This window comes from Flavobacterium sp. DG1-102-2 (assembly GCF_033042555.1).
In the GTDB taxonomy this organism is placed as follows: Bacteria; Bacteroidota; Bacteroidia; order Flavobacteriales; family Flavobacteriaceae; genus Flavobacterium.
The window spans coordinates 166,325-181,935 of record NZ_JAWLIK010000010.1 but is presented as its reverse complement, the minus strand read 5'-3'; the positions used below and the strand labels follow the sequence as shown (position 1 = coordinate 181,935).

The window sequence follows — 15,611 nt, the reverse complement described above, 5'->3', positions numbered from 1 at the left end:
AAGTTTACACCACCGTAAATAGGGTTTACGGATACTTTAATTAAGTTTACACCACCGTAAATAGGGTTTACGGATACTTTAATTAAGTTTACACCACCGTAAATAGGGTTTACGGATACCTTAATTATCTTATAACGCCGTTAGGTCTATACTTTAATTTTTTCCAAACTAACGTTAAGATGGTTTGTTAACCTAATAAAATTTGTAATGGATTTCGACAGTAAAACTTATAATAAAGCAAAATTTATCAGCCTTTTTATTGGCTTTACAAGAATTGAAGAAATTGATAGCTTCTTCAATAGAAGGTTTCAAAAATGGTTATTTCAAAATAGCCACATAGTTAACCGTTATAATGTAGACCAGAATAATAATTTTATATTTGAATTTGATGCAAAAGGGTACATTATAAATGCAGAATTTTCGAGAGCCACAAGAGACGGGATTCCTTTAGATCTAAAAGATTTCATACAACATGAATTAATTATGATATCTCACTTTGATTTACGATTGTTAGATTTACATCAGCAGAAAAGAATAGAATATTACAGAAACTATCTCGCGATTATAACTGAACAGCCTCCGAAATCCAACGAACTAGTTGAAAGTACTGAGCTATATCCTCCTCATAACCCGAACCTATGGAATATTATGTGTTACAAATTATTTATGTATTTACATAGTGAATATTACACTAAATCAAAAAGAGAATTAACTAACATTTGGTTCTATCTTAATGAAAACAGTGGCGAGAAATATACTTTAAATGCCACCAAAGATCAATATAGAGAATTTATACTAAAAGAGTATTCAATATCTATTACAAATTTTGATAAAGCATCTATAAAGTGGAGCAGAGAAAGTAATAAACTTGATGAGTTCCGTATAAATTTTGAAAAAACACGTATTTAATAAAAAAAACACTTAAAACACGTTTTTCAACTCTTTTTTCAACATATACTACCGCCGTCCCTTTGTAGAGTACAATTTAACAAACTCAAATGGGAACATTACAATTTATTCAGACAACACCTGAAGCTTTAGTGCAGTTGATCAACGACAGCATAAAAAGTCATCTTGAAGAGATTACAAAACATTTTTCAGTTTCTAATCCCGATGAATTATTAACTAGAGAAGAGACGTGTCATTTTCTTAAAATTGACAGCAGCACACTATGGCATTGGACAAAAAAAGGAAAGGTTATAGCGCTTGGAATAGGTAATAGGAGATATTACAAGAAAGCAGATCTATTAGCTTCATTAAAACCTCTAAACATATAAGTTATGACAAAGAGGGAAAAAAAAAATTTAGGCGGCTCGATTATTACATTAGGACAAAACGGGACAACACTAAATCACAAATGTGAAATTGTAACTGGCAAGGGCTCGAATCTAACTACATCCAATTTGAAGCTTAGAGCAAAAAGAAAGCAAGCGAATCAAAACATAGCTTTAAATTTAGTTGACCTAGCAAAGGCAAAAGGAGACTCTTATAAACAAAAGCTAAACTGGAATATATACTATTGCCAAAATACCATCACTACATCTAATGGACGATTGTACAGTAAATATTGTAAAAACAGAAATTGTGAGATTTGCCAAAACATAAGGAGAGCGGAAATTATAAACAAATATATCCCAATTATTAAAACTTGGACACAGCCTCATCTAATTACTTTAACCATTAAATCATGCGAAGAGCATGAATTGAAAGGCAGAATTCAAGAAATGTTTGATATATTTAAAAGAATCAAAGACAAACATCGAAAAAGATCATTGAGAGGAAAAGGCTTTGAGTTAATAGGAGTAAAATCGCTTGAATGCGGCTTTGATTTAAATCGAGAAAGATATAATCCACATTTCCATCTTATGGTTGAAAATAAGCAAATTGGGGACTCTCTAATTAGTGAATGGCTAGAAATATGGACATTATCAACGAGTACTACTTAGAAAGCTGAGTGAAGGTTTCTCACACGGATATTTCCAAAACAGAACAACTTTGGTAGCGTTGAGGAAATTTTCCAGCGAGATATTAGCCATTAATAACATTAAATTAAACAAAATTCATCATTCATTAGAGGAATCACACGATTACACACATAGATATAAAGACAAGGATTTAGTTTATGTGTATGGTTTCAATGAAGAGGGAAACGAGGGTGTAGAAGATTTTGAACAATTATATTCTATTTAAGCATGAAAAAATATATCGCTCTTTTTATTGAATCTCAATGGCATATTTTAAATATTGATGACTTTGAAGATTATAAAATCTTGCACGCATTCAATTATAAAGACACTTATATTACATCGCAAGTCAGTGATCTAATACAGTACGTACACAGCATGGGTTACAAAAGTTTGCCAAAAATTATTGACTTACAGTGCTTCGATAAACAAATGGCTCAAGAAGGTAAAGAATTTATAGATTACGAAAGATGGACTGTGATAAACTCGCTTAAGCACCACCATATAATTGATTCATCATTTTTATTACATAACAATAACTTTCGAGAATTTCTAGAACATATAGCTAACTTATACATTACTCTAACTTCCAACTTGGAAGAAAAAAATCGTTTTGAATCTATCGAATTGCCCATTAATAAGATAATCTACAAGAGACAAAAATTGGGCGTTAGACTTGATCACAAAAAACTGTCATCTAGATGTCGTGATCTTGAACTTAGCATTTATAAAATAAAAAATGAATTACAATTTAAACACAATATTTTCACTCCTGACGATGAAAAATTCCAGATAACATATTTGAAAAGTAAAGGGTACAATATTGTGCAGTCAATTCCTTATACATTTAAAATTTGGAAAACTGAGGACACAATATGTAACCTCTTATATAATTTAAAGCGAAATCAAAAAGATCTTGAAAGTCTACTCTTTATGCTTACCCATCATGGGGGTAAAGAGCGAACGCATTCAATGTACCTAGGTTTTGGAACTATTACATCAAGAATAATATTAAAACAACCAGCTCTACAGAACTTGCGAAGAACAAATAGAGATATCATTATTGCTGATAAAGGCTACAAGCTTTTATATATTGACTATTCCCAATTTGAAGCTGGCATACTGGCAACGTTGAGTAAAGATAAAAAGCTTATTGAACTGTATAAAAGTGACATATATACTGATATTGCTAATAATCTTTTAAACGAAAAACCCTATTCAGATCATGAAAAAAGAAAAGTTGCAAAAATAATTTTTTACAGGTACATGTATGGAGACAAGTCATTGAACGAAGCCGCTCAAAATTATTTTCTAGAATTTAAATCATTGACAAAATACAGAAATGAGATTGATGGCAGAATACAAGCAGATGGAAAAGTAGGCACCAGTGCAGGAAACTTCAGAAAGGCATCAAATGCTGATTTATTAGCAAACAACACTTCATGGTCATTAAGTCATGTAATCCAATCTACAGCAGCTCTTATCTATAAGAATGCGGTAATCAGAACAAATATCGAAGTTCCTACCGCACAATTTTTAATCCCACTGCATGATGCAACACTTTATCAACTAAATGTGAATAATTTTAATGTGCTAAAGTCCAAAATCGAAACCATATATAAGCAAGAATTTGAAAAGGTCTGTAAGCAAATTAGTGCAAGAATAAATTTTAACGAGTTCTATGAACCTTAGATAGAATTCATACCTTTACAGAAGAAAAATAATACGTGCTTAGTGCATTATTGCTAAACCTAAATTACCACATTTAAAAACAAAGCAATTAGTGTATACAGGCGCGCCGTTTGGCGTGGCTTGTATCATTGCTTTGTTGGGGTGTGGTAATCCTAGGTTTAGCGTGGTACAATGTCCACGCCTTTTTTTTGCAAACAATATAAACCTTAAATTACCACAAATGAAAAAACTAATTATTTTATTGACTCCAATTATTTTCTTAACAAGTTGCAGCAAAAACGATGATGACAACGACGATTGTAAATGCAAAGCCGCCATATATATAGACGGTAAAACAGGCAAAGAGAAAGCTTTCTATGACGTAGATACATATTGTATAGATGGAAAAGCAATAGCCATCCAGACAATAATTGATGATCGGTATAAATTTAAAGAATGTCGAAATAAACCCACCTACTGATTTGATCTAGACGTTAGATTAAAATTTGAAGGCTAGCACCATGTTGCTAGCCTTTCTTAGTCAGAAACAATACGCGCGCGAGAAGCAACAATACATATTCACGCAATTAGTTAGCTTTTAAAGTTTTATAGTAGAATTTTTCTTATATTCGATTATTCTAACTAATCTTTTAACTTATGATATTTTTTACAGATTTCTTTAATGTCAGTGAGGAAGCGTTAGAAACATATGGGGCATTTAATATCTCCCTAATAAATGATCTGCCACTGTTCATAGATCCATTTTTATTATTCGGGAGTAAGGAAGAAAAATATAATAATCTACACAAAGAAATATTAGCTTATTTAACCTTTCTAAAAACAAAATCTGAGGATGGACATGTAACATCCGCTCAACAAAAATCATGGTATTACTTTTCTGAGGTAAAACAAAACTGGTTAGGATATAGCACTACTGGAAATGGGGGAAGCGGTTTAGGAAAGAAATTTGCAGAAGCAATGTCACAAAACATGCATATTGTTTATAGCGATTTAAACTCCGAAAATATTACATCAACAACGCACTTAGAAAAGGTATGCTTATTTCAGCTAGGAGTTGGAAAAGACAATATCAGTGATTTTACATGTAATCTTATCAAATATTATTTGTTAGAATACACCCAAACCTTCGCTGAAAAGTACCTTCTTCCTGAGCAGACAAAAACTATAAATGTTGCAAAAGCATTTTTTGATTATAAATTTGAAAAATGGATGCCTAAGCCGTTTAGATTACCATTCTACAATAATGATTATATTATTTTGACTCCAGTAGACCTTCTAACAAAAGACGACAATTGGATAAACAGTAATGATTTAGAAGGAAACTTTGCAGGCATCTGCTCCTCTATTGATAATGATCAATTGCGCAGTGAAATTCACAGTTACTTTAGTTCACAATTACCAGCTCCTGAAATTATTGGAAGAGGAAATAATCGAAAAGTAAAAAAACCAACAAAAAGTGAAGTCTCAGAAGCTGTAAGTCAAACTATCAGATTATATCCTGATATCTTAAACTACTACATAAAGCTTAAAGAAGGAAATAAGCTTCAAGCACAAAACCTATCCCATCAAAAGGTACTTGAGGTTATTGAATTATTTAGATCTAACGTCACAGAATTAATTGCTAACCTAGTACATCGAACTGACTTTTACAAAATTAATTCTGAATCTTCATACACAGAGTCAATGAAAAGAATAATGTTTATGAAAGATGTTATAGAAAACAAGGACGGCTATAGATTGTTTTACCACAAGGGAATCCCACTTAAAAGAGAAGCCGATGTTCAAGTTATTTATCGACTTACGTGGTATTCGTCCCCTTACGATTTAAATCGTGAAGTTAATAACGGCAGAGGCCCTGTTGACTATGCTGCTTCGAAGGGTAGCAATGACAAAACTTTGATTGAATTCAAATTAGCTTCAAACGGTAAATTGCGAATGAATCTTGAACATCAAGTTAAGACTTATGAACGGGCAAATAATACAACTAAAAGTATTAAGGTAATTCTCTATTTTGATAATACAGAACTTTTGAAAGTAAACAAGATTCTTGACGATTTGAATATGGCTAAAGATGAAAGTATAATATTGATTGATGCGGGAAACAATAAGCCTTCCGCATCAAATATTCAGACTTTGTTTTAGTAAAAGTATATCGCCGTACAATAACCGTACAAATCATAAAAAACAAAAACCGCAATATCTTTATAATTAAAGTATTGCGGTTTTTTCCTGTGGTCCCACCTGGGCTCGAACCAGGGACCACCTGATTATGAGTCAGGTGCTCTAACCAGCTGAGCTATAGGACCGGTTTTGAGACTGCAATATTACAGCATTTTTTTAATCAGTGCAAATAATTTTAAAGGATATTTTTAACCTTTTTGCAAGATAATTTAATACGCACTGATTACTAAGTTTTTGGACGCGAAAAAAAGATAAAATATCTTAGCTTTGAATACAACTGAAATATATTTTCTATCGTTCCGGCATTAAAAATCCAACAACCCTAATTAATTTGCTCTACAATCTACTATTTAGATTTGTTACAGATAAATTTACATTATAGAATAAAGCCTGTTATATTTGCACCCAGAAATGCCAATATCCAACCTACACTAATGAATATCAGGAATTTTACCCTAACCCTACTCGTGCTGTTATCTGGCACTTTTTGTTTTGCGCAATATAGCATTACGGGAAAGATAACCGACTCAAACAACTCCCCTGTTCCATTTACAGAAGTATACAATATAACCCTGAACACGCTTGTAAAGGCAAATATAGACGGACGATTCAGCTTTTTTTTGGTAAAGCCGGGCAGGTATAAACTTGTATTCCTTTCAGACAGCCATAAGGCTTCCGAAAAAGAAGTTGAAATTACCGACAGTAACATCACAGTAAACATTCAGCTTGAGCCGCTCGATTATGAACTCTCAGAAGTGGTGATCGAAAACAGGCGCCAGCAGGCTTTTGGGATGGGAAGGCTAAACGATATTGAAGGCACGGCAATATATGCCGGCAAGAAGACCGAGGTGGTCATCATTGGGAAACAGCTTGGAAACATGGCAGCAAACACGCCAAGGCAGGTATTTTCTCAGGTGGTTGGACTAAATATTTACGAAAGTAACGATGGTGGGCTTCAGCTTAATATAGGCGGACGCGGTTTAGACCCTAACCGCTCGGGGCATTTTAACATTCGTCAAAATGATTATGATATAAGTGCCGACATTCTTGGGTATCCTGAAAGTTATTACACACCACCGGTTGAAGGTTTGGAGAGCATTCAGGTTGTGCGCGGAGCGGCTTCGCTGCAATATGGCACCCAGTTTGGCGGGCTCATAAATTTCAAGATGAAATCGCCCATAAGAAACAAAAAAATGGAGGTAGTGCAGCGTCAGACATTAGGCTCTTATGGACTATTCACCTCTTTTTCCAGCCTTAGCGGTACTGTGGGCAAGTTTAGCTACTACACGTATTTTAACTACAAACAGGGCGATGGTTTTCAGGATAACTCGCAGTTTAAAGCCTATAATTACTTTGGCAATTTTAATTACCGGTTTAATGAGGGCACAAGCCTGGGGTTAGACTATACGCATTTTAACTACCTCGCAAAACAGCCCGGTGGGTTAACCGATAAAATGTTTTACGAAGACCCGTACCAAAGCAACCGCAGCAGGAACTGGTTTGATGTAGACTGGAATTTATTTGCATTAAAATTTAAGCACAGCATAAGTTCATCTACCGATTTCAGCATTAATCTTTTTAGCCTTTATGCCGAAAGGCAAACTGTAGGTTTTCGCGCCAACCGTGTATCACAAATTGATGAAGAGGGCGGTGAGCGCGACCTTATTAAAGGGACTTTCTTCAATTGGGGTGCAGAGGCACGGTTGCTGCACCGCTATACTTTCTTTGGGAGGGAAAATGCATTTGTTGCAGGCATAAAATATTATCATGCAAACAATACCGCGCAGCAGGGGCCGGGAAGTTCCGGCAGTGGCGCCGATTTTCATTTTGCAACAGGCGAATTTCCGTATTACAAAACACAATCCGATTACGAATACCCTAACCGCAACCTCGCCATTTTTGGGGAGAATATCTTTAGGCTCACTAACGAACTGTCTGTAACGCCGGGCGTTCGGTTTGAACATATCAAAACGCAGGCTAACGGAAGCTACCGCAACATAAACCTGGATAATGCAGGCAACGTGATATTTGACGAAACCGTAGCCGAAGATACAGAACTGAGCCGATCATTTGCACTTTTAGGCATTGGCATAAGCTACAAGCCTTTTACAAGCGCCGAACTTTACACTAATTTTTCGCAAAACTACAGATCGGTTACCTTTAACGATATGCGTATTGCCGAACCGTCTTACCTTATAGATCCAAACCTTAAGGATGAGAAGGGCTATACTTTTGATATAGGCGTGAGAGGAAAAATAAACGATAAATTTAATTATGACGTTAGTGCGTTTGGGCTCGCCTATAATAAAAGGCTGGGTGTCGTGAATACGGTAACACCAGACTTCAGGATCATCCGGTACAGGACCAATGTGGGCAATGCTTTTATTTACGGGCTGGAAATATTTGGCGACCTCAACCTGCAAAAAACATTTTTTAATGCCGCTAACGAAAACTTTCAGTGGAATACCTTTGTAAACTTGGCACTTACCAAATCGGAATACACACGATCTCAGACACCGGGAGTAAAAGGCAACGAAGTAGAATTTGTACCAATGGTAAACCTTAAGACAGGAATGTCTTTTGGCTACAAAAATTTTATGGCTGGCGTTCAGCTGACGTATATCTCTGATCAGTATACGGATGCCAGTAACGCAAAGGAAGACCCCAATGAAAACCTGCGCGGCATTGAAGGGCAGATACCATCCTATTACATCGCCGACTTATCGCTATCGTATAAATTCTTAAAGCTTCTTAAAATAGAGGCGGGTATTACTAATTTCACCGACAACGCCTATTTTACAAGACGTGCTACGGGGTATCCGGGGCCGGGTATAATACCGTCGGCACCAAGGTCATATTATACCACGCTTCAGTTTACGTTTTAATTTTTATTTTTACGCTACAAACCTGCAAACTACCATGAGAAAGATTGAACACATTGGCATTGCCGTAAAAGACCTTGAAACATCTAACCTTTTGTTTGAAAAACTGTTTGGCGCTCCCGCTTACAAAATGGAAGAAGTAGCAAGTGAAGGAGTCAAAACCTCATTTTTCATGAACGGCCCAAACAAGATAGAGCTTTTAGAAGCGACTACCCCAGATAGCCCGATCGCAAAATTTTTAGAAAAAAAAGGAGAAGGTATTCATCACATTGCCTTTGATGTGGATGATATCGCTGCCGAAATTGAGCGACTTAAGAACGAAGGTTTTACCGTACTTAATGAAACACCAAAACGGGGCGCAGACAATAAGCTTGTGGCCTTTTTGCATCCTAAAGGCACTAATGGGGTTCTCATAGAGCTTTGCCAGGAGATTCCTGCATAGTTTTCGGGTTACGCGTTTCGGGTTATGTTTTAAAGGTGAGCCTGCTAAAAAATGCTGTTGATAAAGCTTAAATTAAACATCTACATACAGCAATCTGTCATGCAGCAACAGCAAAACTTTGCAGCTTAGCAACTGTTGCAAAAACTTTAAACCTTAAACCTTAAACTTGAAACCATAAAATAAGTACTTTTGCACTATGGAAACAAACAGGCAAAAAAAAATAGGCGCCCTCCTACAGAATGATCTTGTAGATATTTTACAAGGTGAGATAAGGAAAAACGGAATTTCTAACCTTATCATATCTATCTCTAAAGTTAATGTTACTTCAGACTTATCTATAGCTAAAGTATACCTTAGTGTATTCCCTTCTGAAAAAGGAGGCGAAATACTCGCAGCAGTGCGTTCTAACGCGCCGCTTATCAAACACGACCTTTCGCAAAGGGTTCGTTTGCAGCTTCGCAAAGTACCAAATCTGGTATTTTACATAGACGATTCTCTTGATCAGATAGAGAAATTAGACAAGGAACTAAAAGGAGAAAACAATCCTATTACAAACCCTGAACTGCTGGAAAGGCGTAAAAAATCTTAAAAACCATTCCCCTATTACTTTGAGCTTCGCCTTATACATAGCCCGGCGGTATACTATAAGCCGCAGCAAAAGCACTGCCATTAATATTATTACGGGCATTGCTGCTACGGGTATTATAGTAAGTACGGCTGCTCTGTTTGTAATACTATCGGTATTTAGCGGGCTCAAAGATTACAGTCTCTCATTTAGCAATACCACAGATCCTGACCTTAAGCTTTCTACCCTAAAGGGCAAGTCGTTCATGATGTCGTCTAAACAGGAACAGGAAATAAAACAGGTTAAGGGCATCGCGGTATACAGTAAAGTTGTTGAAGAACGTGTACTTTTTTACTTTGACGAAAAAGAGCAGGTAGCCACAATGAAAGGCGTAGACAGTCTTTTTACAAGGGTAAACCCAATTCAAAAAAGTGTTTTTGGCCAATGGCTTATGCCTAACAGCATACAGGTTGTGCCGGGAAGAGGCATTACGAACAAGCTTTCCATGGGACTGTCTGATTTTACGCATCCAATGGAGGTATTTGTACCTAAGGCCGGAAAAGGAGCCATACAAAACCCCGATGATGCCTTTAATAAAACCGTACTTGCACCTGTAGGCATCTACAACATTAACGACGATTTAGACACCAAATACGTATATACCGACCTTGGCCTTGCACAGGAACTGCTTGAGTTTAAACCTAACCAGCTTACTTCGCTGGAATTTAAGCTTGCGGCAGGTGCTGACGAAAATGATGTTCGACAGAAACTGGAGACCATATTTGGCGATAAGGTTGTAGTAAAAAACAGGGAACAGCTTAACGACTCTTTGTATAAGATGCTTAATGCGGAGAATCTTGTAACTTACCTCTTCTGTTCCCTTGTGGTGGTGCTTACCTTGTTTTGTCTTGCAGGGGCGTTGATTATGCTTATTCTGGATAAAAAGGAGAATATAAAAACGCTTTACGGTTTAGGTGCCGAAATAAAGTCGCTTCGCAGCATATTCTTTTACCAGGGTATATTTATTACCGCATTAGGTGCAACTTTTGGAGTAGCGCTGGGCATCGCGATAGTATTTATACAACAAAAATATTCGCTGGTAATGATTACAAACACCATGGCCTACCCGGTTAACTTTAACGCCATGAACATTGTTATCGTACTGGTAACCATCTTTACACTGGGCATACTGGCATCGCGCATAGCAGCTGGAACGGTAGGTAAAAAACTGCTTAAAAGCACATAATTATTTGATTTTTCAACAAAATCAACCTCGCTTTAAACACTCCATTCTGATTTTTTTTGACTAATTTGCAATAGCAATGCTCATTAAATTAATTTGCAAGCATATCATTTATATGAAAAAAGCACTCGTAATTGTATTAGTTTTAAGCATTAATCTCATTTTTTCGCAGGACTATTTTAAGGGAAAGAATCTATATTGCGAATCATCAAATCCGGAAGCTGCAAAACTGTTTAAAACGGGCATTGAGACGCTTTACCTTAATTCTTCGTTAGACCCTAAATACCTTAAAATGACCTCAGATGTTTTTATGAAAGCATTTCAGGCAGATACCACTTTTTGTGACGCTATGTTTTTTGCAGGCTATACGAGACGGTTGTACAATGATAAATATGCATTGGTGTGCTATTACGTAGCAGACAGCCTTGCAGGTAACAGGTCTATAGAATTCAAGACTAACCTTGCTGCCGAAGCACTACGCGTAGGAAATGAGCAGTCATTAAAAATAGCACGTAAAAAGTACAATGAAATAATAGAATATTTCCCGGATAGCCCGGAAGGGTATTATGGTTTTGCCATTACATCGCCTAATTTTGGCGATACCGATAAGGGGCTGGAAAACATAGAAATTGCCATTAAAAAATATACTGATGATGGCGTTAAGATAAAAAATGACATATATTTCATAAAAGGCATCCTTTTGACACTTAATAAATTATACGGCGAAGGATTGATCTTCTTTGAGAAAAGCTATTCTGATTTCAAAAAAGACGACAGCTTTAATGCACATTACTCTTTATGCCTTCTAAAGGTAGCTGAGTATAACAATGATGCCAGAATGAAAATTAAGGCAAAAAAGATCTATGATAAAATAGAACACAAAGACATGATTCCTGAAGAAGTGAAGGACCTTCTTGTTTTCTAAGCTACTCCATTACAGTTTTATACATCAATCAAATCAATCGACAAATGACACAGGACGTTAAGTCTCCCGGAGCAGCATCGCGCTTTTTCATGCTGCTCAAACAATCACTTAAAGGAGAAAACCTCGACTTTACACAGGGCAGCATCCGCCGTGCCGTTTTGCTGCTGGCAATACCCATGATGCTTGAAATGGCAATGGAATCGGTTTTTGCATTGGTAGACCTTTATTTTGTGGGTCATCTTGAAAACAGCAGTTTTGCAGTGCAGACGGTAGGCCTTACAGAATCGGTGCTTTCCATATTATATTCAATCGCCATCGGAATGAGCATGGCGGCCACAGCCGTTGTAGCTCGCCGCGTAGGCGAAAAAGACCCTGAAGCAGCCTCAAAAGCCGGAATGCAGGCGCTGATAATTGCACTTGTTATCACGCTGCCAATCGCAGCAATAAGCATTATTTATGCTACAGATATATTAGTTGCATTAGGCTCATCCCGCCAGTCGGCAAAATTTGGCACTACGTTTATGCAGATAAGCATGGCGAGCAGCTTTATCATCATGATGCTTTTCCTTTTCAACGGTATCTTTCGTGGTGCGGGCAACGCCGCCATTGCCATGCGAAGCCTCTGGATAGCCAACCTGTTCAATATTGTATTATGCGCCGTTCTCGTTACAGGCTGGGGGCCATTTCCCGCACTTGGGCTTACCGGTGCAGCAGTAGCTACAACTATAGGCCGAAGCATGGGCGTACTCTACCAGCTTTACAATCTATTTAACGGCAAGGGCATGCTTAAGATAGCGCTGTCATATTTCATTCCGGATATGGAACAGATAAAGGCGCTTATTAAAGTTGCCGCTCCCGGCATATTGCAATTTGTTATTGCTTCGTGCAGCTGGATATTTTTAGCAGAGCTGGTAGCAACCACCGGCGGCGATGAAGGTTCTGCCGGATATCAGAGCGCCCTGCGCATCATGATGTTCTTTATGCTGCCTGCATGGGGACTTAGCGGTGCAGCTGCAACGCTTGTGGGTCAGAATCTAGGAGCGAAGCTTACCGACCGCGCCGAACGATCGGTTTTTGTTACGGCAAAATTTAATGTTGGCTACATGGCCATCATCATGGTGATATGCCTTTTAGCAGCCGACCCGATGATGTGGTTTTTTACCAATAATGCCGATGTACATGATATTGCCGTAAAGGCAATACGCATACTCAGCGCAGGTTATATCTTTTACGGAATCGGCATGGTACTGCTCAACGCCTTTAACGGTGCAGGCGATACGAAGACGCCTATATGGGTCAACTTTTTTGGATTTTGGCTTTTCCAGATACCAATGGCCTATTTGCTGGCAAAATATTTCAGCTGGGGGCCTACGGGCGTTTTTTGGGCTATTCCTATTGCAGAGGCCTGTATGACAGTAGCAACTATTATACTCTTTAAAAGAGGACAATGGAAAAAGATACAGGTTTAGTTGGCTGATAGTTTTCGGTTGCCGGTTGTCAGACCTATGTAGAATAAAAATTATACTCTCAAAGAGCCTGTGTTTACAGGCTCTTTTTAGTTGCATGAAATATTTTTCATCTTTTTTTTGTAACGAATCAAACATTGCTTTACATACTGTTTATAATCACAATCAAAAAACGTAACAACATGAAAAAAGCAACCTTTTTAATCGCAACACTTTTAACAGCATTATTTAGCACAGCACAGCAACCGGCAGAGAACAACTCAATGCTTTGGAAAATTGAAGGCAACGGCCTTACGCAACCCTCTTACCTGTTTGGAACGATACATTATATGTGTGCTGACGATTTCCAGATAAAGGAAAAAGTAAGCAATGCTTTTAACAGTACATCTAACCTAGTAATGGAAATAAACATGGCCGACCCTAATGAGATAAATGCAATGCAAAAAATGATGCAGGGCGAAACCACGCTTTCCAGCCAAATGACCGAAAAGGAAAGAATAGAAGCTAACAGCATACTTACCTCTCAATTAGGATTAACATTAGAGCAGGTAGACCATGTTTCTCCAATTGGTTTACTGAGCACTTCAATGGCGGCTGTTATTCCGTGCAAGCCTACAGAGCTGAAATTTTATGAATTTGAATTTTTAGCCAAAGCAAAGGCGCAAAAAAAATCTGTAGAGGGACTTGAAACTCTTGAGAGCCAGATGAAAGCCATGAATGAGTCGTACAGCCTTTCGGAAGTTTTAAAGCAGATACAGCTTAAAAAGGAGTATGCAACGGTATTTGCCGATATGACAAAATACCATAAAGAGGAGAACCTAAGCGGATTGTATAATGCTGTACGAGACAGGCGTTTTATGGATGAAAGGACAGAAAACCTGGTACTTACACAGAGAAATAAAGCCTGGGCGGCAAAAATACCTGCTATAATAAAAGACAAAAGTACTTTCTTTGCAGTAGGTGCAGGCCATCTTTACGGAAATACCGGCGTAATTGAACTACTTAAGCAGCAGGGATATAAACTTACTCCTGTAAAATAACAAGCCCGATACCAACCTAAACCGCAACAGATTTGAAAACCACCGAACAGGAGTTTCTATCGATTATTGAAAAGCATAAAGGATTGCTTCATAAGGTTTCCAGGATGTATATGGACGAGCCTGAAGACAGGGAAGACCTGTTCCAGGAAATCGTATTGCAGCTCTGGAAATCGTACGGAACCTTTAGAGGCGACAGCCAGGTGTCTACGTGGATGTACAGGGTAGCTGTAAATACTGCACTAACCTTTTTCAAGAAAGAAAAGAAAAAACCCGATAACGCAAGGATGCATCCCGAAATGGATATTAAGGATGACACTGACACATCGCACAAAGAAACGCAGCTGGATTATTTTTATAAGGCCGTACAGCAGCTCAACCAGGTAGAAAAGGCTTTGATATTCCTTTTTCTTGAAGGGCAGTCGCACAAAGAGATAGGCAGCAACCTGGGTATTACCGAAGTAAACGCCCGCGTAAAACTAAACCGTACCAAAGACAAATTACAGGAAATCATCAAAAAACAGGGTTATGAATTTTAATGAATTACAACAACAATGGAATAATGAACCTACAGACAAGATTCGCATTCCCGAAAATATAGACACATTACGACAAGCGCAGACCCCAATAGACATAGTGCGCAAAAAAATGAAGAAGGACTTTTTTATGCAGGCCTTCCTGCTTGTAGCGATTGCTTTTGCCCCAGTGGTGTTTGACTTTTCAGATAAGGTTACCGCTGTCTTTATACCTTTTTATGGCGTGGCTGCAGGCTTTATGATCTACTATTTTTATAAATTTTATGTGTTCTATAAAAAGTCGTATGACATGACTTTTGACAGCCGAAAAAACCTGCTTTGGTTTTTCTATGAACTTAAGCTTAATATAGAATTGTACAAAGCCCTTACCTACATCATGTTCTTTTTAGGGTTTTCTTTTGGCGTGCTGAAGGGAACTGTAGATAAAGACGGCAATGCACTGACTAACTTTTTGAACAAGAACGAATCAGGTCTTGGCATTGCCATCGGGCTGATTGCTATACTGATACTTTTCTGTTTCTTTATGGCAGAATTTATACCGAGATGGTATTATGGCAAACACCTTAACCAGGTAAAAGCAGTATTAGACCAACTGGACGAGGAGTGAAAATTGGTTATCAGTTGACGGTTGTCGGTTGTCGGCAGCCAAATACAGCTAATTGGCAGCTTGTTCCCAGA

The 15,611-nt window shown here is 37.6% G+C and carries 15 protein-coding genes and 1 tRNA gene; 15 read left to right on the top strand and 1 reads right to left on the bottom strand.

The window, feature by feature from the left end; genetic code table 11:
• Positions 1-207 precede the first annotated feature (207 nt).
• From R1T16_RS14725 to R1T16_RS14700, 6 genes are all read left to right on the top strand, one after another.
• Positions 208-909 (top strand): hypothetical protein, encoded by a 702-nt coding sequence (locus R1T16_RS14725; protein ID WP_317501883.1) that lies wholly within the window; start codon positions 208-210, stop codon positions 907-909.
• A gap of 89 nt (positions 910-998) precedes the next feature.
• Positions 999-1,277 carry a helix-turn-helix domain-containing protein gene (locus R1T16_RS14720; protein WP_317501882.1) on the top strand — a complete coding sequence of 93 codons (279 nt, stop codon included), beginning with the start codon at positions 999-1,001 and terminating at the stop codon, positions 1,275-1,277.
• A 3-nt stretch (positions 1,278-1,280) separates the two neighbouring features.
• Positions 1,281-1,946, top strand: a complete 666-nt coding sequence (locus R1T16_RS14715; protein WP_317501881.1) for a protein rep — start codon at positions 1,281-1,283, stop codon at positions 1,944-1,946.
• A 246-nt stretch (positions 1,947-2,192) separates the two neighbouring features.
• Positions 2,193-3,656 carry a DNA polymerase gene (locus R1T16_RS14710; RefSeq protein WP_317501880.1) on the top strand — a complete coding sequence of 488 codons (1,464 nt, stop codon included), beginning with the start codon at positions 2,193-2,195 and terminating at the stop codon, positions 3,654-3,656.
• 220 nt (positions 3,657-3,876) lie between these two features.
• A complete protein-coding gene (locus R1T16_RS14705; protein WP_317501879.1) occupies positions 3,877-4,116 on the top strand; it encodes a hypothetical protein in 240 nt (79 codons plus the stop codon).
• A 176-nt stretch (positions 4,117-4,292) separates the two neighbouring features.
• Positions 4,293-5,798: a hypothetical protein gene (locus tag R1T16_RS14700; protein ID WP_317501878.1), complete on the top strand. Its 1,506-nt coding sequence runs from the start codon at positions 4,293-4,295 to the stop codon at positions 5,796-5,798.
• 90 nt (positions 5,799-5,888) lie between these two features.
• On the opposite strand, the gene R1T16_RS14695 is transcribed toward R1T16_RS14700, so the two are convergent.
• A tRNA-Ile gene (locus tag R1T16_RS14695) sits at positions 5,889-5,962 on the bottom strand.
• A 309-nt stretch (positions 5,963-6,271) separates the two neighbouring features.
• On the opposite strand from R1T16_RS14695, the gene R1T16_RS14690 reads away from it, so the two are divergent.
• The 9 genes from R1T16_RS14690 to R1T16_RS14650 all read left to right on the top strand — a co-directional run bounded on the left by R1T16_RS14690 (position 6,272) and on the right by R1T16_RS14650 (position 15,540).
• On the top strand, positions 6,272-8,722 hold the full coding sequence (locus R1T16_RS14690) for a TonB-dependent receptor domain-containing protein (protein ID WP_317501877.1): 2,451 nt from the start codon (positions 6,272-6,274) through the stop codon (positions 8,720-8,722).
• Positions 8,723-8,756: 34 nt separating this feature from the next.
• Entirely contained in the window at positions 8,757-9,161 is a 405-nt protein-coding gene (gene mce / locus R1T16_RS14685) for a methylmalonyl-CoA epimerase (protein WP_317501876.1), read from the top strand.
• A gap of 196 nt (positions 9,162-9,357) precedes the next feature.
• Positions 9,358-9,750, top strand: a complete 393-nt coding sequence (rbfA, locus tag R1T16_RS14680; RefSeq protein WP_317501875.1) for a 30S ribosome-binding factor RbfA — start codon at positions 9,358-9,360, stop codon at positions 9,748-9,750.
• A 19-nt stretch (positions 9,751-9,769) separates the two neighbouring features.
• The gene (locus tag R1T16_RS14675) at positions 9,770-10,972 is read left to right on the top strand and encodes an ABC transporter permease (protein WP_317501874.1); all 1,203 of its coding nucleotides are present in this window, start codon (positions 9,770-9,772) and stop codon (positions 10,970-10,972) included.
• Positions 10,973-11,084: 112 nt separating this feature from the next.
• On the top strand, positions 11,085-11,894 hold the full coding sequence (locus R1T16_RS14670; protein WP_317501873.1) for a hypothetical protein: 810 nt from the start codon (positions 11,085-11,087) through the stop codon (positions 11,892-11,894).
• A gap of 44 nt (positions 11,895-11,938) precedes the next feature.
• Positions 11,939-13,363 (top strand): MATE family efflux transporter, encoded by a 1,425-nt coding sequence (locus R1T16_RS14665; protein ID WP_317501872.1) that lies wholly within the window; start codon positions 11,939-11,941, stop codon positions 13,361-13,363.
• Between the two features lie 179 nt (positions 13,364-13,542).
• Entirely contained in the window at positions 13,543-14,400 is an 858-nt protein-coding gene (locus R1T16_RS14660; protein ID WP_317501871.1) for a TraB/GumN family protein, read from the top strand.
• 104 nt (positions 14,401-14,504) lie between these two features.
• Complete coding sequence (locus tag R1T16_RS14655) at positions 14,505-14,936, top strand: RNA polymerase sigma factor (RefSeq protein WP_411162035.1); 432 nt, start codon at positions 14,505-14,507, stop codon at positions 14,934-14,936.
• A complete protein-coding gene (locus R1T16_RS14650) occupies positions 14,926-15,540 on the top strand; it encodes a hypothetical protein (RefSeq protein ID WP_317501869.1) in 615 nt (204 codons plus the stop codon). Before R1T16_RS14655 ends, R1T16_RS14650 begins: the two co-directional genes overlap by 11 nt.
• The last annotated feature ends 71 nt before the right edge of the window (positions 15,541-15,611 follow it).

Excerpts from the sequence above, each read along its gene's own strand:
- R1T16_RS14725 (WP_317501883.1), top strand. The coding sequence starts at position 208 with ATGGATTTCGACAGTAAAACTTATAATAAAGCAAAATTTATCAGCCTT.
- R1T16_RS14720 (WP_317501882.1), top strand. The coding sequence starts at position 999 with ATGGGAACATTACAATTTATTCAGACAACACCTGAAGCTTTAGTGCAG.
- R1T16_RS14715 (WP_317501881.1), top strand. The coding sequence starts at position 1,281 with ATGACAAAGAGGGAAAAAAAAAATTTAGGCGGCTCGATTATTACATTA.
- R1T16_RS14710 (WP_317501880.1), top strand. The coding sequence starts at position 2,193 with ATGAAAAAATATATCGCTCTTTTTATTGAATCTCAATGGCATATTTTA.
- R1T16_RS14705 (WP_317501879.1), top strand. The coding sequence starts at position 3,877 with ATGAAAAAACTAATTATTTTATTGACTCCAATTATTTTCTTAACAAGT.
- R1T16_RS14700 (WP_317501878.1), top strand. The coding sequence starts at position 4,293 with ATGATATTTTTTACAGATTTCTTTAATGTCAGTGAGGAAGCGTTAGAA.
- R1T16_RS14690 (WP_317501877.1), top strand. The coding sequence starts at position 6,272 with ATGAATATCAGGAATTTTACCCTAACCCTACTCGTGCTGTTATCTGGC.
- mce (WP_317501876.1), top strand. The coding sequence starts at position 8,757 with ATGAGAAAGATTGAACACATTGGCATTGCCGTAAAAGACCTTGAAACA.
- rbfA (WP_317501875.1), top strand. The coding sequence starts at position 9,358 with ATGGAAACAAACAGGCAAAAAAAAATAGGCGCCCTCCTACAGAATGAT.
- R1T16_RS14670 (WP_317501873.1), top strand. The coding sequence starts at position 11,085 with ATGAAAAAAGCACTCGTAATTGTATTAGTTTTAAGCATTAATCTCATT.
- R1T16_RS14665 (WP_317501872.1), top strand. The coding sequence starts at position 11,939 with ATGACACAGGACGTTAAGTCTCCCGGAGCAGCATCGCGCTTTTTCATG.
- R1T16_RS14660 (WP_317501871.1), top strand. The coding sequence starts at position 13,543 with ATGAAAAAAGCAACCTTTTTAATCGCAACACTTTTAACAGCATTATTT.
- R1T16_RS14655 (WP_411162035.1), top strand. The coding sequence starts at position 14,505 with ATGTATATGGACGAGCCTGAAGACAGGGAAGACCTGTTCCAGGAAATC.
- R1T16_RS14650 (WP_317501869.1), top strand. The coding sequence starts at position 14,926 with ATGAATTTTAATGAATTACAACAACAATGGAATAATGAACCTACAGAC.